The sequence below is a fragment of the Acidovorax sp. genome, assembly GCF_046339755.1.
In the GTDB taxonomy this organism is placed as follows: domain Bacteria; phylum Pseudomonadota; class Gammaproteobacteria; order Burkholderiales; family Burkholderiaceae_C; genus Acidovorax.
In genome coordinates, this window is record NZ_JBKDTZ010000386.1 from 1 (window position 1) to 20623 (window position 20623).

Sequence of the window (20623 nt, forward strand, 5' to 3'; positions counted from 1 at the left end):
GCACTAGTGTCCAGTTCGAATTCGTTGAATAAATCTCCCGACAATCGCCGCCATGCGTCGTTACAAATGCTCGCCATGCCACCCGGCATGGCTGTGCTTTGCGCTTAGCCTGGCAGCGATTTCGGCAGATTTCTTTCTTCAACGAACTTCCAACTCAGAACACTAGCGCTCCTGCTCGTCGCGGACCTGGTCGTCCGTCTTGGACAGGCCTCGGATGTTCATGGCTGCCAGGCACACCTGCAGGGCCACCAGCGCCACGGCGTGCGAATGCAGGCCCCATGCCACCCACAGCACATTGCTGCCCAGGAACACCCAGAAGCCGATGTTGCGGCGCGCGGGCGCTTTCGATCCCACCAGCCAAGCCGCCAGCACCGATGCCGCAAACGCCGGCCACTGCACCCAGTCCATCCATTCGTTCATGGATCGCGCTCCATCGCCGTTTGTCAGAGAACGGCGGGCAGCACGGCCAGCGCGCCGCCCAACTGCAGCAGCGTGGCGCCGAAGCCGGCCGGTGCCCGGAAGTGCTTACGTGCGCTGGTGGTCACGCGGGCACCCGCGGTCCAGGCGATGGACAGACCGCGTTCCTCAAGGCGCTGCACCAGCGCCACGTCCTCGCCGGTGGCCAGGGGCGGGAAGCCCCCGGCTGCGCTGTAGGCCTGCGCGGTGAGCCCGAGGTTGGCGCCGTGGATGTGGCGGTGGCCATCGCGGTCCTGGTAGAGCGCGTCGAACTGTGCGCGCACGGCATCGCCATGCGGGCTCCAGTCGCGCACCTGCACCGTGCCGCAGACGGCATCGGCCTGCTGGCACAGCTGCTGGGAAAGCCAGTTGGGCGCCACCTCGCTGTCGGCGTCGGTGAAGGCAAGCCAGCGCGCGCCGGCTGCAAGTGCCTGCTGGGCGCCGAGGGCACGTGCAGTGCCCACGTTGCGCGCCTTGCATTCCATGGTGTGGACTCTCTGCGCAGCAGCCACCTGTGCGGTGCCATCGCTGCAGTCGTCGAGCACCACGATGACCCGCACTGCCTCGCCCGCGAGGGCCGGACAGGCTGCCGCGCGCGCCAGCGACTGCAGGCACGCTGCGAGCTGCGCCTCTTCGTTGTGGGCAGGGACGATGACGGCAATCATGGGCCAAACGCCGCGCGGCCTTGGGGCGTCATTCCGACGAATCGGAGTTTGCTGCCAGCGTCGCGGCAGGGGTGGCCTGTACCACCGCTTCGCTGCCCGCTCCCGACCAGAAACCCGGTTCCATGCTGTTGGCCAGCACCAGTGCCAGCACCACCAGGGCGCCCGCCACCTCGGCATACAGAAGTCCAGGGCTTTCCCATGGCGAAACAGGCTGCGGAAATTCGCCGGCAGGGCGGCGGCCAGGCGTGGCGGGGGGGGGCTGGATGGTCACGGCATGCTCCTTGTGGATGGGTGCCTGAAAGCTAACCGGCGCCACCGGGCCCATTTGTCAGACAGCATGCCCAAGCGCTGTCGTTGCGGTCAGCAGCGCCACGCCACGTGGGTCTGCGAGCGGCTCGGGCAACTGTCCCACAGCACGGGCCGCTGCCTGCCGACCGGCCAGCCCGCGTGCCGCCGCCACAGTGGGCTGATCCGCAAAGAAAAGGCTGTTCGCATGTCCGCCGTATCCCCCATCCGCCAGCCCCACATGCCGTTCGCCCTGTCCGCCCTCGCCCAGGCCTTGCCCGCACTGGCTGCGCTGCCCGTCGCGGCGCAGTTGCGGCAGTTGGCGGGCCAGGGCCTGGCCCACCTGCCGCCGCCAGGTGCGGGCCAGACCTTGCAGCGCTGGCGGGCACTGGGCCGCGTGGCGCAGCACGACCTGTCGCTGGCCAAGCTGTACGAAGGGCATACCGATGCGCTGGCGATCCTGCACGAACTCGGGGACGGCCGCTTTCAGTCGGGCGACGAGGAGACCGCAACGTGGGCGGTGTGGGCCGCCGAGGCGCCGGGCCAGCGTGTGCGCGTGGTTCCACAGGGCCATGGCGGGTGGGCTACGTTGTCGGGCACCAAGGCCTGGTGCTCGGGAGCGCAAGGGCTCAGCCATGCGCTGCTCACCGCCTGGCTGCCAGGGCAGGAGCAAAGCCAACTGGTGGCGGTACGACTGGACCATCCCAGCCTGCACATGGACACCGGCGCCTGGCAAGCCGTGGGCATGGCCGACACCTTGAGCGCCGAGGTCACGTTCGACGGCACCCCGGCCAAACTGGTGGGCGGGACCGGCGACTACCTGCGCCGCCCGGGCTTCTGGCACGGCGGCGCCGGCATTGCGGCCTGCTGGCACGGCGGCACGTTGGCCGTGGCCGATGCGCTGTACCACGGCATGCGCAGCGTGGCCCCCAACCACCCCGGCTTCGCTGGGCGTGCAGCGGCTTTCGGCAGGGTGGACCGGGTGCTGGCAGGAACGGCGGCGCTGCTGCAGCAGGCGGCTGCCTGGATCGACGCGCATCCACGCGCCGATGCCATGGCGCTGGCGCTGCGCCTGCGCCAGACGGCCGAGGTCGCAGCGCTTGCCGTGGTGGAGGAAACCGGGCGCGCCCTGGGGGCCACACCATACTGCCGCGATGCCGTGTTTGCCCGCGCGGCGGCCGACCTACCGGTCTTCATCCGGCAAAGCCATGGTGTACGCGACGACGCGGCGCTGGCCAGCGCACTACTGGCGCAGGAGGACTACCCATGGGCATGGTGATCCCTGGGGCCACGGCCTCAGGCCTGGACCCCGCACCCCGTTTCATCAGCACACCGCGCGTGGCCACGCGGTTCTGGGAATCCTGGCTGCTCCAGGAGGGGATTGCCCGTGTCGGCGCCAGCGAGCTCGTGGGCAGATGGCAACGCCTGGTGGTGGTAGCGCCACACCCCGATGACGAGGTTCTGGCCTGCGGCGCCCTGCTGCAGCACCATGTGGCCCATGGCGGCGCCTGCCTGGTGGTGGCGGTAACCGACGGCGAGGCCAGCCACGCCGGCACTGCCGGGCACGACGCCCTGGCCCTGGCCCGGCAGCGCCGCGATGAGAGCGCCGCCGGCCTGCAGCGCCTGGGCGTGCCGGAGCAGGCCGTGCAGCGGCTGGGCCTGCCTGACGGCCGGCTGCAGGCTGCCACCGAGGAATTGCGTGCCCGGCTGGCGGCATCGGTCCAGCCTGGCGACGTGGTGCTGACCACCTGGCGCCTGGACGGACACCCGGACCACGAAACCTGTGGCCGCGCCTGCGCCGCCGTGTGCGAAGCGCAGGGCGCCAGCCTGCTCGAGGCACCGGTGTGGATGTGGCATTGGGCCGAACCCTGGGACACGCAGGTGGACTGGACCCGCCTGTGCGGCTTGGGCATCGACGCCGGCGTGCAGGCGCTCAAGCTCCAGGCCCTGGCCGCGCACCGCTCGCAGCTCCTGCCACGCTCGCCCACCCTACCCCCGGTGCTGGACCCGGCACTCATCGAGCGCGCGGGCTGGGACACCGAGTACTTCTTCACACCATGAACGCAGCCGCCACGCAGAGCCTGTTCGATCCCCTGTTCGCTCAGAGCCCCGACCCCTGGCACTTCGAGGGCAGTTGGTACGAGGCGCGCAAGCGCGGGCTGCTGCTGGCCAGCCTGCCGCGGCTGCGCTATGCATCGGCGTTCGAACCGGGCTGCGCCGGGGGCTTTGTCTCGGAGCACTTGGCGCGGCGCTGCGACCGCCTGCTGGCCTGGGACGGGGCAGCACGCGCTGTGGCCCATGCGGCCCGCCGCCTGCAAAACCAGCCCGGCGCTCAGGCCGCACACGGCTGGGTACCCGACCAGTGGCCCGAGGGCGCTTTCGACCTGATCGTGCTGGGCGAACTGCTGTACTACCTCGACGAGCCCGGCATAGAACGCCTGGCACAGCGCTGCCGCGCCACCCTGCTCGCGTCCGCGCACGGGGCCACACTGGCTGCCTGCCACTGGCTGCACCCGTTCGAGGGCTTTCCGCTGGGCGGTGCACGCGTGCACGACCTCCTGCAAGAGCATCTGCAGATACCGCGCATCGCGCAGTGGCGCGATGCGGACTTCTGCCTGGATGTCTGGTCCACCGACCCGCAGAGCGTGGCCCAGCGGGAGGGGCGCCGGCTCTGACGCCGCTTGGCCTGCGGGGCTGCCGCGGGAGCGGCACCTGCCACGCACCATGACTACGCATCCAGCCCCGTCATCTCCTGCATTTTAGTGATGGCTTTCAGCCCGGGCATCCGGTACAAGCAGCTCTGCGGACATGAACTTCCTGCGCAGTGGGTGCGGGGCGGTTCAGCGCCGCCAATTGGGTGAACCAACTTTCGACGCACAGAGGGGGATACGTATGGGACAGGCTGACGAATTTTTTGCAGTCGCGGAGCACGTGGTCAGGAAGGTGGAAACAGAAAAGCTGCACCAGCGGCACTACAGCGATGTGCTGGATGGGGAAGGACATCAGTACGTCGATCTGGTGATGGAAGGTGGGGGAGTGCTTGGCATCGCCTTTGCCGGATACATCTATATCCTGGAAAAGGCGGGATTACGCTTCGTCGGGCTGGGGGGAGCCTCGGCAGGCTCCATCACCGCGCTGGCATTGGCCGCCATCGATGCGCCTGGACAGGCCAAAAGCGAAAGACTGGTGCAGATGCTCGCCGACATCCCCATGGTCAGCTTCATTGATGGCAAGGAGGATGGCGACTTCGATGCACCAGACTTCATCAACGCGATGCTCAAGAGGCCAGGGGTTGGAAAAGGTTTCTGGAAGGGAATGCAGGTTCTCGACAACCTGGAAGAAATGCAGGGGCTCAACCGGGGCGAGCGATTCCATCAATGGCTGATCGCGACGCTTAGCGATGTTGGCATCCATACGACCCGGGCCCTGAAGCAGCGCATGGCCACGACACCCCCGGGCTGGCGTCTTCGCGCGGACAGCCCGCACCACCTGTCCCAGTTGGACGGCCAGGCCAGCCTTCCGGCACTGGATCCGTCCAAGGACTACCTCTGCATCGTGACGGCGGACATCGCCACGGAAACCAAAGTCGAGTTTCCCCGCATGGCAGATGTCTATTGGGACAATGAAGGTGCGGTGAACCCCGCGGACTTCGTGCGCTGCTCCATGTCCATTCCGGTGTTTTTCAAGCCCTACCGGGTTCCCCTCAAGATCCGGGACGCCCAGCACCGTAAACAGTGGCGCGACAAGGCTGGAATGAACGAGCGCGACATGGCCCAGGGACGCGAGCCGGCCTTCCCGCCTCCCGAGGCCTGCTTCGTCGATGGCGGCGTGCTGTCGAACTTTCCCATCGATGCATTTCACAACACAAGAAAAGTGCCGACACGCCCCACTTTCGGTGTGAAGCTGGAATGGGACGAACGCAGCCATGCAATCAACAAGCTGTCCAAGCTCGTCACCCAGACCTTCAATTCGGCCCGCCATTGCCTTGACTATGAATTCATCCGCAAGAATCCCGACTTCAAGCAACTCCTCACCTATATCGACACGGGAAAGCACGACTGGCTCAATTTCGAGATGAATACCGCCGACAAACAGGACCTCTTTCGACGTGGCGCCGAAGCTGCCTACGAGTTCCTCAGCAAGTTTGACTGGATGGGCTACAAGACCACCCGGGAGCATTTGGTAGGAGCGTACAAGCAGGCTTGGCCAGAAGAGGCGGCTGGCAACTAGGGCCTGGGCTCAGGTCAGCGCCTGCAGCAGCAGGTGCGGCTGCAGCGGCTTGCCCAGGTGCTGGTCGAATCCGGCAGCGAGGGCGCGCTCGCGGTCCTGCGGTCGGGCAAACGCCGTGAGGGCGATGGCGCGCAGGCGCGGGTGCCCTGCAGCGGCTTCCATTTCGCGCACCCGGGCGATAAGGTCGTAGCCATCCTTGCCCGGCAAGCCGATGTCGCTCACGAAAAGGTCAGGCCAGGCCTGCTCGAACTGGGCGATGGCGGTCTCGTAGCTGTCGGCCACGCGCACACGGGCGCCTTCGTCGGAGAGCACGATGCTCAGCATCTCGCTGGTATCGGCATTGTCGTCCACCACCAGGATGTCCTTGCCCTGCAGCAAGCGAACCTCACGCGCCTGCGGCACGGCCAGAGCATCATCATCAACCACCGGCGATTCTTCATAGCCGACCAGCAGGCGCGCCGTCATGGCCGTACCCTTGCCGGCACCGGCGCTGCTGGCCGAAATGGTTCCTCCGTGCAGGTCCACCAAGTGTTTGACGATGGAAAGGCCTAGCCCCAGACCACCATGGGCGCGGTTGCCCGGCGTACCGCTCTGTGTGAAGCGCTGGAACAGGTAGGGCAAAAACCCCGACTCGATGCCCACGCCATGGTCCTGCACGACGAGGATGAGCTCGTCCGCCTCGCGCCTGAGGCGCAACTGCACCGTGCCGTCTTTTTCAGAGAACTTGATGGCATTGGTCACCAGGTTCCACACGATCTGCTGGAAGCGCGTGACGTCGAGCCAGGCAGGCTCGTCGATCTCGTCGCAGGCCACTTCGAGGGTGATCTTCTTGGCCAGCGCCAGGTCGCGCAGGGCATCGAGTGAAATGCGCACCAGTTCCACCGGGTTCGCCCACTCGCGGTGCAGGCGCAGCTTGCCCGATGCGATGCGCGAGACGTCCAGGATGTCCGAAATGATGCGCCCCTGCGCCTTGGCGCCGCGCTCGATGGCATCGATGCCGCGCGCCAGGGTATCGGCGTTGGTGTTCGGGCGCTTGAGCATGTGCACCCAGCCGGTGATCAGCGTGAGCGGCGTGCGCAGTTCGTGCGAGAGCACGGCCACGAAATCGTCCTTGGTGCGGCTGTGGCGCTCGGCCAGCACACGCGCCGCCTGCTCGCGCTCGAGCAGTTCTTCGCGCCGGCGCTCGAAATCGATGCGCTCCGACAGGTCGGTGGCGATGCCGATGCGGATGCCCGGCTCCACGTGGTCGGACATGCCCCAATCCAGCAGGATCTCCTTGCCGTCACCGCGGATCAGGGGAAACTCGCCCTGCCAGTTGACGTCGGCCGAGCCATGCATGCGGGCCTGTACGAAGTCTTTCCAAAGCGCGGGGGCAAGCGAAGTCACAGTTATGCCAACGAGTTCATTGCGGCTGCGTTGCATCAATTTTTCTGCAGCCGGATTCACGTCGGCAAAGCGGCCCAGCGAGACGCTGAGCATCATGGCCACGGGAGCCTGATCGTACATGGCGCGAAACCGCGTTTCGCTGCGCCGAAGGTCTTCCTCGGCGGTGCGCGCACGGATCAGGGCCTGCAGCGTGGCCACCATCAGCGGCGGCTCGGCCGGATGCACCATGTAGGCGTCGGCACCCGCATTGAGTCCGGCCACCTTGTGCTCGCTATGCATGTAGGTGGCGGACAGGTGGATGATGGGCGTCAACTGGGTGCGCGCATCCGCGCGCAGCACCCGGCACACCTCGAAGCCGTCCATGTCCGGCAGGTGCACGTCGAGCACCACGGCCGACACGTTAAGCTTGGCGGCTTCGATGGCAGCGCCGCCCGTTGCCGCCTCTTCCGTGCGGAAGCCTGCGGCGCGGATGACCCGGGCCGTGGCATAGCGGGTCACCGGGTTGTCGTCCACCACCAGCACCGTGTGCAGGCTGCGGTCGATGCTGGGCGCGATCATTTCCGATGTAGCCATGGTTCAGTCCGAATTGGCTTCCTGTACCGGGTGCATCTGCACCGGGACGATGACGGAGAACACAGAGCCCTGCCCGACCACGCTCTGGACCTCGACCGAGCCCCCGAGCAGTGTGGCCAGTTGCCTTGACAGCGCGAGCCCCAGGCCGGTACCGCGCAGGCGCTTCTGGATCGGCGCCTTGACCTGGGAAAAGTCATTGAACAGCGCAGGCAGGTTTTCCGCCGGAATGCCGATGCCCGTGTCGGCCACAGCAAAACGGATCATGCCCTCACCCTCGACCTGTGCAGACACCCGCACCTCGCCCTGCGCGGTGAACTTGAGCGCGTTGGAGATGAAGTTGCGCAGGATCTGCGCGAGCTTGCGGTCATCGGTGTACAACCGGGTCAGGCCGACCGGCTCTTCGAACACCAGGTTCAGTTCCTGGTTGTCCAAAATGGGCTTGAACATGCCGCGCAGGGCGGCGAACAAATCCATCATCTCGAACCAGGCGGGCGACACATCCAACCGGCCGGACTCGATCTTGGCCAGGTCGAGCAGGTCGTCGACCATGCTCGAGAACTCCTCGCAGGTGGTCTGGATGAAACGCACCTGGCGCTCCTGCTCGGAAGTGAGCGGGCCGTCCACGCGGTCGAGCAGCAAGCGCACCAGGCTCAGGGTGGCACCGATGGGCGTGCGGAACTCATGGCTCATGTACGACAGGAAGCGGCTCTTGAGCTGGGTGGCGTGCTTGAGCTGCTCGGCCTGCTCGTCGAGCTCGGCATACAGCGCAACCACGCCGCGGTTGGTCTCCTCCAGCTCGGAGCGAAGGGCCTCGACTTCGGCCTGGCTCCGCTCGAGCTGGGCTTTCAAATCGTCACTCAAGGCGTCACTCAAAGGTCTCTCCCTGTTTTATCACCAGCACGGTGGCGTCGTCGCGTCCCCGGCTCTGCTGCCACAGCAGGGCCGCGGCGATCAGCGTGGGGTCGCGCTGCAGCAGCGGCACCACTTCCTCGGCCTTCCAGCGCGAAGCGATGCCATCGCTGTACACCACCGCCATGGCATGGTCGGGCAGCTCCAGCGCCGCCACTTCGGTCTTGCGCACCTGCACGCCCACGGTGCCATGCTGGGTAAGCATGGACCGGTCAAACACGCCAGAAATGATGCGCCCCATCACATTGCCAGCGCCAGCGTACTGCAGCCGGGCAGAACCTTCCATGCGCAGCGCAAACAGGGCCGCTCCACGCGTGGTCTGCAGCCCAGTGTGGATGTCCTGAACCAAAGTGGCAAGCGGCGCGAAGGGCGCGGCGGCGAACACGTCCAGCGCTGCACCGGACGCAGCGGCCGCATGCGGACCGTGGCCCAGGCCATCCGCCACCACGGCAGCCACCTGGCTGCCATCGGTCGCCACGGCCCAGCCATCGCCGCACACGATCTCGCCCGGGGCCGCAATGCTCACGGCGCCCCAGTAGCGCTCGGGCGGCGCCGTGCGCCCTGTGGCGCGCACGCGCACCAGGCACAGCGTGCCCTGGGGGGTGGAATGGATGTCGAAGTCGCTCGCCAGCCGGCGAATGGCCCCCAGCCCCGTTCCCGGAGAACCTGTGCCGGTGGACACACCATCCTGGCTGGAGCGCTGCACATCCACCATGCCGGGGCCCTTGTCCAGCGCCAGGATCTCCACCTCCCGATGCGCGGGCGGCGCAGCGATCCACAGCTCGCCCTGCACCGCGTGGCGCAGGAGGTTGGTGCCCAGCTCGGTGGCAATGAGGGACAGGCGCCCCGCATCCACCTCGCTCCAGCCCCAGTCATCCACCGCCTTGGCACAAAAGCGCCGCACCTCGCCGACGCAGCTGGCGTCGGTCATGCGAAAGGCCCGGTGGCTCCATCCACGTGTCACTTCCACTTGGTGATGCTCACGCGTGTGCCCTTGCCCGGCGCCGAGTCCACCTCGAAATCGCTGACCAGCCGCTTGCTGCCGGGCAATCCCAGGCCCATGCCCCCGCCCGAGGTCCAGCCATCCGTCATGGCCAGCTTCATGTCGGCGATGCCGGGGCCTTCATCCTCGAAATGCAGTGCCAGACCCGTCCTGGAGCCGGCCTCCACCACTTCCCAGCGCATGCGGCCACCGCCGCCATGGATGAGGGTGTTGCGCGATAGTTCGCTTGCGGCCGTGATCATCTTGGTCTGGTCCACCAGCGAGAACTTGAGCAGTTGGCACAGCGAGCGCACGGCCTGCCGGCTGGCCACGATGTGCTGCTCCGTCTGAAGCGGCAGCGTGCCGGTGCGTTCAATCGACAAGGCCGCTCTCCTCGCGTGCGCGCTGCAGCAAGGCCAGGCCGCGCTCCACGTTGAGCGCGGTCTTCACGCCTTCGAGCGACAGGCCCAGCTCCACCAGCGTGATGGCCACGGCCGGCTGCATGCCCACCACCACGGTAGTGGCCGAGAGGATGCGGGCGATGCCCGAGATGCTGGCGAGCATGCGGCCCACAAAGGAGTCCACGATCTCCAGCGCCGAGATGTCGATCATGACGCCGCTGGCCCCGGTCTTGGCGATGCGGTCGGCCAGGTCGTCCTGCAGCGCCAGGGCGGTCTGGTCCTGCATGTCCACCTGGATGGTGACCAGCAGGGTTGCGCCCATGCGCAGAATCGGTATGCGTTCCATGTGCTGTACCGCTCAGCTTGCCTGGCGGGTGATGCGCCAGCCCGTGCGCTGCAGCGCCAGCGACAGCGCGTCCGCCAGGCTTGCCTTGGTGCTGATGCCCTGCAGGTCGATGCCCAGGTGCACGATGGTCTGCGCGATCTGCGGGCGGATGCCGCTGATGATGCAGTCCGCCCCCATGAGGCGGATCGCCGTCACGGTCTTGAGCAGATGCTGGGCGACCAGCGTGTCCACGGTGGGCACACCGGTGATGTCGATGATGGCGAGCTCGGAGCCCGTGTCCACAATCTTCTGCAGCAGCGTCTCCATCACGACCTGGGTGCGGTTGCTGTCCAGCGTACCGATCATGGGCACGGCGAGCACGCCTTCCCAGAGCTTGACCACCGGGGTCGACAGCTCGAGCAATTCTTCCTGCTGGCGGGTGATGATTTCCTCGCGTGCACGCTGGAAGGTGGTGGCCATGTACTGGGCCATGCTGTCCACCAGGGTCGTCAGCGCCCAGAACGCGGATGCCAGTTGCACGCCATCGGAGCCATTGCGCTGCTGCAGGGCACTGAGCAGCGGCTTTTTGATCGCCAGCACAAAAACGCTGGTCTGCCCCACGCTCTGCCCTTGCGCAGCACCGGAGCGGGAGAGGTCCGACAGCACCTGCTGCAGTGCCGACCACTTGGGGTCGTTGAACGAATCGACGTTGGCGCCATCGCGCAGAGCATGGGCCATCGCCGACACAACCTCCCCCGCATCTGCGGCGGCTGACCGGGGAAGGCCGCCATTGCGGGCCTTGGCTTCCTCGATCCAGTCCTGAACCAGTGTGGCCCTTTTGTCTTCCTGCAGTGCGTCAAGGATCTGGGTGCTCAGAGTATTCATGCAATTCTCACGGTGAAAAAGCCGCCACTACCTGCCTGCGTTCGTTGACGGGGTTGTAAATCATTGTAGGTGGCGCTACTGCGGACTCCCGCGCGGACAAAGCCGTTCAAGCCATTTTGCGCCTTTGTCCTACGCAACATTGCCGGTTGCACCGAGACGCGGCGCACGAAGGGAGTCCACCAACCTACGCATGGCCTGCACAGTGACGGTGCCGCCGTGCATTTCAAAGCCATCAAAACAACGAGAAATATTAATTTGCATTTTTATTCTAAAAGCGAATATAATCAAGGCTTGCAGGTGATCGCCCTTGAAACAAGCCATCGCCGCAACACATGTGCAGCGTGGCGACGCACCACCCGCACATGGCCCTTTGCGACGCTCGTCGCGCGTGCTGGTCTGTAGAGCTGCAGCCAACGCGTTTTGTTGATGCTCACGCAGGCTGTTCCAAGCCTGCGATATTGACTGAATCCAATTTCCAACACCGCCATTTCCATGGGCCAGTTCGTCGTCTCGCCCGCGACACACCAGACCGAATGCGGCAACTACCGCGCCTCCTTTTCGGTCCGCCGATCCCAGGGAAACGGCAGCTACTGCCGTGTGTTCCGTTTCGACAGAGCCTTTGCCTCACGTGAAGCGGCCCGGATCTTTGCCGTCACCCAGGGCTGGCTGCAGACCTGCATGCCGCACCCGCCCGTGTGCTGACGGTCTGCGAACCGCAGGCCCTATACACCCCTTCCCCTTCGCTGCGGCCAATCGGCCCGCAAGCCATGTCCAACGGCGCGCCCTCGTTGCGCACCACCCTTCAGAAAGGCTCTTCTCATGAGCAGCAAGATCTATGTGGGCAACCTGCCCTACTCCGTGACCGACTCCAGCCTGGAAAGCAATTTCTCCGAGTTCGGCTCCGTCAACTCCGCCAAGGTCATGATGGATCGCGAAACCGGACGCTCCAAAGGCTTCGGCTTTGTGGAAATGGGCTCGTCCGACGCGGCCCAGGCAGCCATCACCGGCCTGCACGGCATGTCCGTAGATGGCCGGTCCATCGTGGTCAACCTGGCCCGCCCGCGTGAGGAGCGCAGCGGCGGCTCGGACGGCTATGGCGCGGCCGGCTACAAGGCAGGCAATCGCCAGGACACCGGCTACGGCACGGGCGGCTACGGCGGCGGCCGGTACTGAATCAAGTAGATTGCAGTGAATGACCGGCTCTTCGGAGCCGGTTTTTTTTCGTCCGGCTCAATGGCCTTGCCAGAAAAGGCATGAACCCTGTCACGAGGTAGGCCATTCGGCAGGACGCTGGTCCGACGTCTTCAGTGCAAGCTATGCCGATCGCCTTGGGAGCCTTTTCCTGCAGGCAGGCGCAGGCCCGCGTCGAGAAGCGTGGAACTGCGCTGGACGCGCCGCACAGCATCGCGCGCCATAAGGTAGGCATCCGCCTGCAGCGGCGACATGTAGCGCAGCGTGCCGCTGCGTGCATCCGCGCCACGGGCGGCGCGGCTTCTTCCCGAAGAGGGAGATGGGGAATGCGAATTCATGATCAAGCTCCTTTCTCTGGTAGATGAGCGCGATGCTCGTGGAAGATGGCCCAATGCCATGCAAATGATAGGAAAGGTGCGGCGGTATTTCAAGATCGGACGGCTGGTGCGCGCCCTGCGCTGCGCTTCGGCCAACTGGTCACACCACTGCAGCGACAAGGCCGTGGTCGAGCGCTTCCTGTGCCGTGAGATACCAGTCTTTCTCCAGCACCCTGCGCTCGATGTCCTGGACCTTCAGGGTGCTGCCCTCCACCAGCTTGGCAAAGCCTTCGGTCTGCAGCCGCTGGCCCGACTCGATCTCGGCGAGCACGTCGTTGATCTTGGCGCGGCAACTGCGCAGCGCTCCATCAAGGGTGATCTGCTTGGTCATCTTGCGCTCGTGGATGAGCAGTTCGCAGTCGCGGGTCAAAAACCGCTGGCTGCGGGGTATCGCCGACATGATGGTGATGCCGGCGGAGAACACATAGGTCTTGCCCAGGAAGTAGATCTCGCGGCCCGCCTTCTGCCACAGGCGCAGTTCTTCGGCGATGCGCCGGCCGGACTCGGCATCGCCGCCAGAGGTGCTCAGCTCGAACACGATAGGGACATCGGTGCGGGCTTCGGACTGCTGCCGAAAGAACTCGGACAGCATGGATTCATTGACGTTGCCGAACAGGCGGACATCGGGTGCGAGAGAAGGTAGTGATTTCATGCAGGCGGGATGAATGGGATGGAGCCACAGAAGGCAGCCTAAGAACCTGTTCAAGATCTTTTTGCAGCCGCGTTGGAATGCAATCGGGATGGGTGGATGCTGCGGATGCGCCGCATGGGCTGACGCCCATGCAAGCAGCCGGGGCTTCAAAAAGATCTTGAACAGGTTCCAAGAGTAAAGGCCCGTGCCAGGCACGCTGTAGGACGCACTCCCGGCCGCACCAGCCCCAGGAAATTTCGCGCCCTCAGGCATGATCCTGCTGCTGCGCCTACGCTGGCTGCGATGCTCTGCCTACATTGCCCACGCGCTTGCCGCCCAATGATGAAGGCCCCATTACCCACGGAGCCCACGATGCCCACCACAACCAACGCCCGCCGCGAAAAAGACGCCTGCGATCTGCTCGACGCAGACCACAAGGCCGTCAAGAAAATGTTCAAGGAGTACGAGGAGCTCATGGAGTCCAAGGCACGGCCTGCCAAGCAAAAGCGCATGGATCTTGCCACGCGGATCTGCAAGGAACTGACGGTGCACGCCCAGATCGAGGAAGAGATCTTCTACCCCGCCGTGCGCGCCGCCATCAAGGAAACCGATCTGCTGGCCGAAGCCGAGGTGGAACACCAGACCGCCAAGGACCTGATCGCACAGATCGAGGCTGCCACCGAGGTGGACGAACAATACGACGCCAAAGTCATCGTGCTGGGCGAGTACATCGATCACCACGTGAAGGAAGAGCGCAACGAGATGTTCCCCAAAGCCCGTGCCGCGAAGAAGCTCGATCTCATCGCTCTGCGCGATGAACTCGAGGCGCGCAAGGCCGAACTCATGGACTCCGAGCTGGCCCTGGCCTGACCACCGCCTCGCCAGGCAGCAAGCCCTTCGGGGCTTTTCTTTTTTGGGGCGGTCCGAGCCCGCTGCGGAACCTTCGCTCCCTCGTCCTGTCCCACCCGCAATGAACCAGCCCCCTGCCAACACCAACCCTCCTGCGGAGCGCCAGTGGCTCACGCCGGACCCACTGCGCGGCCAGCCGGCCCTTGTAACGGGTGCCAGCTCCGGCATCGGCCGGGCCGTGGCGCTGGCCCTGGCACGCGCCGGTGCCGACGTGGTGGTCAACTATGCCGCCAACGCCGAGGCGGCCGATGCGGTGGTGGCCGAGATCCGGCAACTGGGCCGGCGGGCCATCGCCGTGCAGGGCGATGTGGCGCGCGAGGATGAAGTGCAAGCCCTGTTCGCGCAGGCCGTCGAGGCGTTCGGCACGCTGCACATCGTGGTCTGCAATGCCGGCCTGCAGCGCGATGCCCCCTTGCACACCATGACCCTGGAGCAATGGAACACCGTCATCGGCGTGAACCTGACGGGCCAATTCCTGTGTGCGCGGGCCGCCGTGCGCGAGTTCATGCGCCGGGGCCTCGATGCCGCGGTGTCGCGCGCGACCGGCAAGATCATCCACATGGGTTCGGTGCACGAGGTCATTCCCTGGGCGGGCCACGCCAACTATGCCGCATCCAAAGGCGGCGTGGCGATGCTCATGAAAAGCCTGGCGCAGGAAGTGGCGCCCCAGCGCATCCGCGTGAATGCGATCGCGCCCGGAGCCATCCGCACGCCCATCAACCGGGCCGCGTGGCAGACACCCGAGGCCCTGGCCGAACTGCTCAAACTCGTACCCTACCAGCGCATCGGCGAGCCCGAAGATGTGGGCCAAGCCGCCGTGTGGCTGGCCAGCGACGCGTCGGACTACGTGACCGGCACCTCGCTCTTCGTGGACGGGGGCATGGCGCTGTACCCGGAGTTTGCCCACGGCGGCTGAGCCCCTTTTTTCCTCCCGATGACCCTGACCATTTTCCCCATGCACAGCACCACGCCCGCCCGGCAGAAAGGCTCGCCTAGATGAGCGGCCTGCACACTGACACCCATGCGCGCCACGCCGCAGCGGCGGCCGCAGCGCCACCCGATACCCTCTCTCCTGCCGACCGCTACCAGGAGCTGTTCATCGACGTGCAACGCGAAGGCGTGTTCGACGACTGCAAGACCTTCGTCGACTGCGCACCGCTGGCCGACCCGGCAACCATCCTGAGCGCCTACCGGCGCGAGCGATCGGCGGCCGGCTTTGACCTGCGCGAGTTCGTGCAGCGCCACTTCGAGCCCCAGCCCCATGTCGGCGAGCGCGGCTGCGCGCGCCCAGCCCTGCCGCTGGCAGCGCACATCGACGGGCTGTGGGACGAACTCACGCGCCACCCGGCGCAGCACCCGCAGGCCGGCTCGGCACTGCGCCTGCCCCACCCCTACGTGGTACCCGGCGGGCGTTTCGTGGAGCTGTACTACTGGGATTCGTACTTCACCATGCTGGGCCTGACCGGCCCTGACCGCGAGCACCTGCTGCACGCAATGACCGACAACTTCGCCTACCTGATCGACACCTACGGCCATGTTCCCAATGGCACGCGCACCTACTACCTGAGCCGCTCGCAGCCCCCGCTGTTCGTGCTGATGGCCGAGCTGTGCGAGAACTGCCATGGCCAGGGCGCGGCGCGCTACCTGCCGCAACTGCAGCGCGAGCACGCATTCTGGATGGACGGCGCCGACACGCTGGCACCGGGCGATGCCTGGCGCCGCGTGGTCGCTTTGCCGGATGGTGGGGTGCTCAACCGCTACTGGGACGACCGAGACACGCCGCGCGAAGAATCCTGGCGCGAGGACGTGGCCACGGCCGCGCTGTCGCACCGCCCCGCGGCAGAGGTGTACCGCGACCTGCGGGCGGCGGCCGAGTCGGGCTGGGACTTCAGCTCGCGCTGGCTCAGCGAGGAGTCGCACACGGGCGAAGACCGCACCCAGGCGCTGGCCAGCATCCGCACCACCCACATCGTGCCGGTGGACCTGAACGCCTTCCTGCACAAGCTGGAGACCAAGATCGCCCAGCTCAGCCGCGAGACGGGCGACCTGGCCACGGCCGAGCGCTACGAAGACCATGCACGGCGGCGCCGCCAGGCCATGGACGACTACCTGTGGAACGAGGCGGCGGGTGCCTTCCTCGACTGGGACTGGACGCAGCAGGCGCCGCGCACCCTGCTCAACGCCGCCACCGTGGCCCCGCTGTTCACGGGCACCGCCAGCCAGGCACAGGCCGATGCGCTGGCCGCCACGGTGGAGCAGGAACTGCTGTGCCCCGGCGGCTTTTCCACCACGCAGCTCGACACCGGCGAGCAGTGGGACCGGCCCAACGGCTGGGCGCCGCTGCAGTGGATGGCGGCCAGCGGCCTGGCCGAGTATGGCCACCGCGAGCTGGCCGAGACCATCCGCGAGCGCTGGCTCAAGACCGTGCGCGACCTGTACGCGCGCGACGGCAAGCTGGTCGAGAAATACGCACTGCGCCCCACCCACCGTGCATCGGCCCAGGGCGGCGGCGGTGGCGAGTATCCCTTGCAGGACGGCTTTGGCTGGACCAACGGGGTCGTGTGGCGCTGGCTGCCCGAGGCCGAGGTGCTGGCGCTGGAAGCGCAGAAGCAGGGGCAGGTCGAGGCCGCGCTGTCATTGGCCGGCTGAGGCCGGTCGCTTCCTGCGCCCTTCGAACCACGAAACCGCGGCTGCGCGCACCGCGAACAGTCCGCCCAGCACCACCACGGCGGCCAGGCCCGAGGCCAGGGCCGCATCTTCCTGCCGCGCGCCCCCGGGAGCATGGGCGGCACGCACGCTGGCGGTGGCGGGGAACATCGGCCCCGGCGGCGCGGCCACGGGCCGGGGGTCTTCGCTCTTGACCGGGGTCTCGGGCGCTTCTGTGGCCACTTCGTTCCGGTGCGACCCGTACTCCGTGGCATAGACCTTGGTGAACTCGGCACCCAGCAGGAAGATCTGCGCGGCGTAGTACACCCAGATCAGGATGATGGCAATCGAGCCGGCTGCGGCATAGGTGGAACTGATGCCGGCCTTGCCGACATACAGGCCGATGAGCACCTTGCCCAGCTCGAACAGCGCGGCCGTGACGGCGGCGCCCACCCACACATCGCTCCAGGCGATTTTGGTCGAGGGCATGAGCTTGAAGATCATGGCGAACAGCAGGGTCTCCACCACCACCGAGAGCGCCATGTTCAGCCCCTGCAGCAGCACCTCCCAGCCCGGCAGCAGGGCCGAAAACCAGGTGCCCAGCGCCGCCACAGCGGCGCTTACGGCGAGCGAGGCGATGAGCAGGAAGGCCAGGCCCAGGATCAAACCGAACGACAGGAACCGTGCCCGCAGCAGGCCCCACAGCCCGCTGGGCTTGGCCTTTTCGGGCACATGCCAGATGCGGTCGAGCGCACTCTGGATCTCGGCGAACACCGTGGTCGCACCCACCACCAGGAAGGCGATGCTGATGCCGCTGGCCACGACGCCCTCGGCGGGCTCGCGCGCGCTGCTTACCAGCCCCTGGATGGCGGCCGCGCCATCGCTGCCCACCAAGCCCGATATCTGGCCCTGCAGGGCCCCGCGCACCGCCTCGTCGCCGAACACGTACCCTGCGATGGCGATCACGATGACCAGCAGCGGCGCGATCGAGAAGGCCGTGTAGTAGGAGATGGCCGCCCCCATGCTGGGGGCATAGTCGTCCACCCAGGCATAGGCGGTTTTCTTGCAGATCTCGAACAGGGTGGACAGCTTCATCGTTATGGCGGTAGTGAGGTGCGGCGCACTCCGTTGTACCGCTGTACCGGTCCCTGGCGTGTAGGCCGGTACCCCGCCCCAACCGCCCATCGCTGGCACGGCCTTTGCCCGGCAATAAACATGGCGGCATTTTGAACCGCTCGTGGTAGAAAAGGGCTCGGATCGAAACCTTGACCCGGAACCAGCCGGCTCTGTCAGCGCTGTCTTACAGCGCAAGCCAGGGCAAACGGCTATTTTTGGGAGGTGGTGCGTGCGTTTCCGGGGGCGGAGACCTGGCCACCCTTTATGGAGGCTCACATGAAGTGCCCCCCTAACCTGCCGGCCGAGGAAGCGCGGCTGCAGGCTCTGGCAGACCACGGGCTGGAAGACGAACAGGCGCTGCCCAGCCTGGACCCCGTGGTGCGCATTGCGGCCCGCATGTTCGGCATGCCCGTGTCGGCAGTGAACATGGTCGGCAACGACCACGTGTTCTTTGCCGCGAGCGTCGGGGTGGGCGAACTGGACATGGGCCGCGATGTCTCGTTCTGCGCACATGCCCTCGCACAGAACGGCGTGATGGTGGTACCCGACACCTTGCAGGACGAGCGCTTTCACGACAACCCCCTGGTCACCGGCCCGTCCAACGTGCGCTTCTATGCGGGTGTGCCCCTGCTGTCACCAGACGGCCATGCCATGGGCGCCTTGTGCGTGCTCGATGACCGGCCGCACGACGACTTCGGCGCGGACGACCAGGAGCGCCTGCGCGAACTGGCGCGCATGGCCTCCGACCGCCTGGAGCTGCACCGCATCGAGACCTCGACGGAGCGCACGCGGCCCTCGTTCGACGAGTATGCCGGCAGTTCCACCACGCCGGTGGTCTGGTTCGACGGGCAGCGGCGCATCGTGGCGATCAACACCTCGGCCGCCGCGCTGCATGGCTACCACCCGGCCGAATGCGTGGGCCAGCCGCTGGATCTGCTGCTGGCCGACCAGGAACACGGCACCCTGCGCGAGGGCATCGCGCGCGCGGTGGCTGCCAACTCGCTGCAGGACCTGAAGATCCCCACCGAGGTGCATGGCCGGCGCAAGGATGGCACGCAGTTCCTGCTTGGCTTCTCGCTGTTCTGCTGGCGACACCAAGGCCGCCTGCGCTTCGAAGCGGTACTCAAGGACCTGACGGCCCAGCGGCGCGAAGAGGATGAACTGCGCCGCCAGGCCAGCAGCGACCCGCTGACTGGGCTGGCCAACCGCGCCTGCTTCTACCGCCGGGTGCAGGATGCCCTGCTCACCCCTTCGCCGGATGCGGCCGCCGCCGTGCTGATGCTGGACCTCGACGGCTTCAAGGACGTGAACGATACCCTGGGCCATGGCGTGGGCGATGGCCTGCTGCAGGAGGTTGCGCGGCGGCTGGCCGCGCTGGCCGGCCATGGGCTGTTCGAGGCCCACCAGAGCCGGGGGGCCATCGCAGCCCGGCTGGGCGGCGACGAATTCGCCCTGCTGCTGCCCGGCGTAGGCGAGCCCGCTGCCGCCAACCAGTTCGCGCAGCGCGCCATCAGCGCCATCCACCAGCCGATCGCCATCACCGGGCACGAGGTGCGCGTGGGCGCCAGCTGCGGCGTTTCTGTGGCGCCGCTGCAGGCCCACGAGGCGCTGGAGCTGGTGGGCAATGCCGACCTGGCCCTGTCCCAGGCCAAGAACGAGGGGCGCGGGCGCAGCTATGTGTTCGTGCCCGCGCTGCGCATGGCGGCGGTGGCGCGGCGCCTGTACGGCATGGAACTCGACCGGGCCGTGGACAAGGGCGAGCTGGTGCTGTTCTACCAGCCGCAGGTGCACCTGGAGGACGGCTCGCTCTCGGGTGCCGAGGCCCTGATCCGCTGGCAGCACCCGCAGCGCGGCCTGCTCTTGCCCGCCTCCTTCCTGCCGGCGCTGGAAGGCGGGCCTCTGGCCGCCAGCGTGGGCTCGTGGATCCTGGACGAGGCATGCGCGCAGGCCGCCTACTGGCGCCGCCATGGCGCCCCGGGGCTGCGCATGGGCGTGAACCTGTTCGGAGTGCAGTTCCGCGTGGGCGACCTCGTCACCGAGGTCATGGACACCCTGGCGCGCCACGGCCTGCCGCCCGACGCGCTGGAGCTGGAGATCACCGAGAACATCGTACTCGACAACGACGACGTGGTGCCCGGCATGCTGCGCCGCCTGCGCGACCAAGGGGTGGGCATTGCCTTCGACGACTTCGGCACAGGCTATGCATCGCTGAGCCTGCTCACCAGCTACCCGCTCACGCGCATCAAGATCGACCGCGCCTTCGTGCAGGGCATGCTCGAATCGCGGCGCGAGGCATCGGTGGTGCGCGCCATCCTGGACATGGCGCGCAGCTTCGACCTCAAGACCATTGCCGAAGGCGTGGAAACCGAGGCCCAGCGCGAGCGCCTGTGCAGCGAACGCTGCGGCGAAGGCCAGGGCTACCTGTTCTCACGGCCCCTGTCCGCCCAGCAGTTCGGCGAAGCCTATGGCCTCGGGCCACTTCGCAAAGCGACTGCCTGAGGCTGCGGGCGCGGTGCGCCCCCGCGCCACCTGCCAGAACCTGGCTCCGCAGAATTACCCATTGTTTCGAAGACTAATGAGACACATTCTCATTTATCCTCTATACTTCATCCATACCGCAGAACAGCACCAGCCAATCACCAACCAAACAACCGAT

At 66.6% G+C, this 20623-nt stretch carries 23 protein-coding genes; 11 read left to right on the forward strand and 12 right to left on the reverse strand.

Annotated features, from left to right (window positions below; all coding sequences use genetic code 11):
- Nucleotides 1–162: 162 nt before the first annotated feature.
- Genes ACK59X_RS33050 through ACK59X_RS33060 form a run of 3 tightly spaced genes read right to left on the reverse strand, consistent with a single transcriptional unit; the run spans nucleotide 163 to nucleotide 1392 of the window.
- Nucleotides 163–420, reverse strand: coding sequence for a hypothetical protein (locus ACK59X_RS33050; protein ID WP_409963466.1), 258 nt, complete (start codon nucleotides 418–420; stop codon nucleotides 163–165).
- Between the two features lie 23 nt (nucleotides 421–443).
- Nucleotides 444–1121 carry a glycosyltransferase gene (locus tag ACK59X_RS33055; RefSeq protein WP_409963468.1) on the reverse strand — a complete coding sequence of 226 codons (678 nt, stop codon included), beginning with the start codon at nucleotides 1119–1121 and terminating at the stop codon, nucleotides 444–446.
- Nucleotides 1122–1149: 28 nt separating this feature from the next.
- On the reverse strand, nucleotides 1150–1392 hold the full coding sequence (locus ACK59X_RS33060) for a hypothetical protein (protein WP_409963470.1): 243 nt from the start codon (nucleotides 1390–1392) through the stop codon (nucleotides 1150–1152).
- Between the two features lie 222 nt (nucleotides 1393–1614).
- Between ACK59X_RS33060 and ACK59X_RS33065 the strand changes: the two genes are divergently transcribed.
- From ACK59X_RS33065 to ACK59X_RS33080, 4 genes are all read left to right on the forward strand, one after another.
- On the forward strand, nucleotides 1615–2685 hold the full coding sequence (locus ACK59X_RS33065; protein ID WP_409963472.1) for an acyl-CoA dehydrogenase: 1071 nt from the start codon (nucleotides 1615–1617) through the stop codon (nucleotides 2683–2685).
- Nucleotides 2673–3467 (forward strand): PIG-L deacetylase family protein, encoded by a 795-nt coding sequence (locus ACK59X_RS33070; protein ID WP_409963474.1) that lies wholly within the window; start codon nucleotides 2673–2675, stop codon nucleotides 3465–3467. Before ACK59X_RS33065 ends, ACK59X_RS33070 begins: the two co-directional genes overlap by 13 nt.
- Nucleotides 3464–4081, forward strand: coding sequence for an SAM-dependent methyltransferase (locus ACK59X_RS33075; protein ID WP_409963476.1), 618 nt, complete (start codon nucleotides 3464–3466; stop codon nucleotides 4079–4081). Before ACK59X_RS33070 ends, ACK59X_RS33075 begins: the two co-directional genes overlap by 4 nt.
- Before the next feature lie 133 nt (nucleotides 4082–4214).
- Entirely contained in the window at nucleotides 4215–5636 is a 1422-nt protein-coding gene (locus tag ACK59X_RS33080) for a patatin-like phospholipase family protein (protein ID WP_409963478.1), read from the forward strand.
- Between the two features lie 9 nt (nucleotides 5637–5645).
- On the opposite strand, the gene ACK59X_RS33085 is transcribed toward ACK59X_RS33080, so the two are convergent.
- From ACK59X_RS33085 to ACK59X_RS33110, 6 genes are read right to left on the reverse strand one after another with little or no spacing between them, the layout of a single operon-like run.
- Nucleotides 5646–7595, reverse strand: a complete 1950-nt coding sequence (locus ACK59X_RS33085) for a response regulator (protein WP_409963480.1) — start codon at nucleotides 7593–7595, stop codon at nucleotides 5646–5648.
- A gap of 3 nt (nucleotides 7596–7598) precedes the next feature.
- Nucleotides 7599–8456, reverse strand: a complete 858-nt coding sequence (locus ACK59X_RS33090; RefSeq protein ID WP_409963482.1) for a sensor histidine kinase — start codon at nucleotides 8454–8456, stop codon at nucleotides 7599–7601.
- Between the two features lie 4 nt (nucleotides 8457–8460).
- Complete coding sequence (locus ACK59X_RS33095) at nucleotides 8461–9435, reverse strand: ATP-binding protein (protein WP_409963484.1); 975 nt, start codon at nucleotides 9433–9435, stop codon at nucleotides 8461–8463.
- A 29-nt stretch (nucleotides 9436–9464) separates the two neighbouring features.
- Nucleotides 9465–9869 (reverse strand): anti-sigma regulatory factor, encoded by a 405-nt coding sequence (locus tag ACK59X_RS33100; RefSeq protein WP_409963486.1) that lies wholly within the window; start codon nucleotides 9867–9869, stop codon nucleotides 9465–9467.
- Nucleotides 9859–10233 carry an STAS domain-containing protein gene (locus tag ACK59X_RS33105; protein ID WP_409963488.1) on the reverse strand — a complete coding sequence of 125 codons (375 nt, stop codon included), beginning with the start codon at nucleotides 10231–10233 and terminating at the stop codon, nucleotides 9859–9861. Before ACK59X_RS33105 ends, ACK59X_RS33100 begins: the two co-directional genes overlap by 11 nt.
- Before the next feature lie 12 nt (nucleotides 10234–10245).
- On the reverse strand, nucleotides 10246–11097 hold the full coding sequence (locus tag ACK59X_RS33110) for an STAS domain-containing protein (protein ID WP_409963490.1): 852 nt from the start codon (nucleotides 11095–11097) through the stop codon (nucleotides 10246–10248).
- A 216-nt stretch (nucleotides 11098–11313) separates the two neighbouring features.
- On the opposite strand from ACK59X_RS33110, the gene ACK59X_RS33115 reads away from it, so the two are divergent.
- From ACK59X_RS33115 to ACK59X_RS33125, 3 genes are all read left to right on the forward strand, one after another.
- Nucleotides 11314–11499 carry a hypothetical protein gene (locus ACK59X_RS33115; protein WP_409963492.1) on the forward strand — a complete coding sequence of 62 codons (186 nt, stop codon included), beginning with the start codon at nucleotides 11314–11316 and terminating at the stop codon, nucleotides 11497–11499.
- 90 nt (nucleotides 11500–11589) lie between these two features.
- Nucleotides 11590–11799 carry a hypothetical protein gene (locus tag ACK59X_RS33120; protein ID WP_409963494.1) on the forward strand — a complete coding sequence of 70 codons (210 nt, stop codon included), beginning with the start codon at nucleotides 11590–11592 and terminating at the stop codon, nucleotides 11797–11799.
- Between the two features lie 117 nt (nucleotides 11800–11916).
- A complete protein-coding gene (locus tag ACK59X_RS33125) occupies nucleotides 11917–12270 on the forward strand; it encodes an RNA recognition motif domain-containing protein (RefSeq protein WP_409963496.1) in 354 nt (117 codons plus the stop codon).
- Nucleotides 12271–12401: 131 nt separating this feature from the next.
- On the opposite strand, the gene ACK59X_RS33130 is transcribed toward ACK59X_RS33125, so the two are convergent.
- Together ACK59X_RS33130 and ACK59X_RS33135 are read right to left on the reverse strand one after the other, a co-directional pair.
- Entirely contained in the window at nucleotides 12402–12626 is a 225-nt protein-coding gene (locus ACK59X_RS33130; RefSeq protein WP_409963498.1) for a hypothetical protein, read from the reverse strand.
- A gap of 139 nt (nucleotides 12627–12765) precedes the next feature.
- Nucleotides 12766–13317, reverse strand: coding sequence for an ATP-dependent Clp protease proteolytic subunit (locus ACK59X_RS33135; RefSeq protein ID WP_409963500.1), 552 nt, complete (start codon nucleotides 13315–13317; stop codon nucleotides 12766–12768).
- A 351-nt stretch (nucleotides 13318–13668) separates the two neighbouring features.
- Here ACK59X_RS33135 and ACK59X_RS33140 point away from each other — a divergent pair, with 351 nt between their 5' ends.
- From ACK59X_RS33140 to treF, 3 genes are all read left to right on the forward strand, one after another.
- On the forward strand, nucleotides 13669–14166 hold the full coding sequence (locus tag ACK59X_RS33140) for a hemerythrin domain-containing protein (RefSeq protein ID WP_409963502.1): 498 nt from the start codon (nucleotides 13669–13671) through the stop codon (nucleotides 14164–14166).
- 100 nt (nucleotides 14167–14266) lie between these two features.
- Entirely contained in the window at nucleotides 14267–15121 is an 855-nt protein-coding gene (locus ACK59X_RS33145) for a glucose 1-dehydrogenase (protein WP_409963504.1), read from the forward strand.
- 80 nt (nucleotides 15122–15201) lie between these two features.
- Nucleotides 15202–16854 (forward strand): alpha,alpha-trehalase TreF, encoded by a 1653-nt coding sequence (gene treF, locus ACK59X_RS33150; protein WP_409963506.1) that lies wholly within the window; start codon nucleotides 15202–15204, stop codon nucleotides 16852–16854.
- Here treF and ACK59X_RS33155 read toward each other — a convergent pair.
- A complete protein-coding gene (locus ACK59X_RS33155) occupies nucleotides 16840–17946 on the reverse strand; it encodes a YihY/virulence factor BrkB family protein (protein ID WP_409963508.1) in 1107 nt (368 codons plus the stop codon). The two genes, treF and ACK59X_RS33155, sit on opposite strands and share 15 nt — an antisense overlap.
- A gap of 297 nt (nucleotides 17947–18243) precedes the next feature.
- Here ACK59X_RS33155 and ACK59X_RS33160 point away from each other — a divergent pair, with 297 nt between their 5' ends.
- Complete coding sequence (locus ACK59X_RS33160; protein WP_409963510.1) at nucleotides 18244–20466, forward strand: putative bifunctional diguanylate cyclase/phosphodiesterase; 2223 nt, start codon at nucleotides 18244–18246, stop codon at nucleotides 20464–20466.
- The last annotated feature ends 157 nt before the right edge of the window (nucleotides 20467–20623 follow it).

Coding starts and splice junctions, on each gene's coding strand:
- ACK59X_RS33050 (WP_409963466.1), bottom strand. CDS start 420: ATGAACGAATGGATGGACTGGGTGCAGTGGCCGGCGTTTGCGGCATCG.
- ACK59X_RS33055 (WP_409963468.1), bottom strand. CDS start 1,121: ATGATTGCCGTCATCGTCCCTGCCCACAACGAAGAGGCGCAGCTCGCA.
- ACK59X_RS33065 (WP_409963472.1), top strand. CDS start 1,615: ATGTCCGCCGTATCCCCCATCCGCCAGCCCCACATGCCGTTCGCCCTG.
- ACK59X_RS33070 (WP_409963474.1), top strand. CDS start 2,673: ATGGGCATGGTGATCCCTGGGGCCACGGCCTCAGGCCTGGACCCCGCA.
- ACK59X_RS33075 (WP_409963476.1), top strand. CDS start 3,464: ATGAACGCAGCCGCCACGCAGAGCCTGTTCGATCCCCTGTTCGCTCAG.
- ACK59X_RS33080 (WP_409963478.1), top strand. CDS start 4,215: ATGAACTTCCTGCGCAGTGGGTGCGGGGCGGTTCAGCGCCGCCAATTG.
- ACK59X_RS33085 (WP_409963480.1), bottom strand. CDS start 7,595: ATGGCTACATCGGAAATGATCGCGCCCAGCATCGACCGCAGCCTGCAC.
- ACK59X_RS33095 (WP_409963484.1), bottom strand. CDS start 9,435: ATGACCGACGCCAGCTGCGTCGGCGAGGTGCGGCGCTTTTGTGCCAAG.
- ACK59X_RS33105 (WP_409963488.1), bottom strand. CDS start 10,233: ATGGAACGCATACCGATTCTGCGCATGGGCGCAACCCTGCTGGTCACC.
- ACK59X_RS33110 (WP_409963490.1), bottom strand. CDS start 11,097: ATGAATACTCTGAGCACCCAGATCCTTGACGCACTGCAGGAAGACAAA.
- ACK59X_RS33120 (WP_409963494.1), top strand. CDS start 11,590: ATGGGCCAGTTCGTCGTCTCGCCCGCGACACACCAGACCGAATGCGGC.
- ACK59X_RS33125 (WP_409963496.1), top strand. CDS start 11,917: ATGAGCAGCAAGATCTATGTGGGCAACCTGCCCTACTCCGTGACCGAC.
- ACK59X_RS33130 (WP_409963498.1), bottom strand. CDS start 12,626: ATGAATTCGCATTCCCCATCTCCCTCTTCGGGAAGAAGCCGCGCCGCC.
- ACK59X_RS33135 (WP_409963500.1), bottom strand. CDS start 13,317: ATGAAATCACTACCTTCTCTCGCACCCGATGTCCGCCTGTTCGGCAAC.
- ACK59X_RS33140 (WP_409963502.1), top strand. CDS start 13,669: ATGCCCACCACAACCAACGCCCGCCGCGAAAAAGACGCCTGCGATCTG.
- ACK59X_RS33145 (WP_409963504.1), top strand. CDS start 14,267: ATGAACCAGCCCCCTGCCAACACCAACCCTCCTGCGGAGCGCCAGTGG.
- treF (WP_409963506.1), top strand. CDS start 15,202: ATGAGCGGCCTGCACACTGACACCCATGCGCGCCACGCCGCAGCGGCG.
- ACK59X_RS33155 (WP_409963508.1), bottom strand. CDS start 17,946: ATGAAGCTGTCCACCCTGTTCGAGATCTGCAAGAAAACCGCCTATGCC.
- ACK59X_RS33160 (WP_409963510.1), top strand. CDS start 18,244: ATGAAGTGCCCCCCTAACCTGCCGGCCGAGGAAGCGCGGCTGCAGGCT.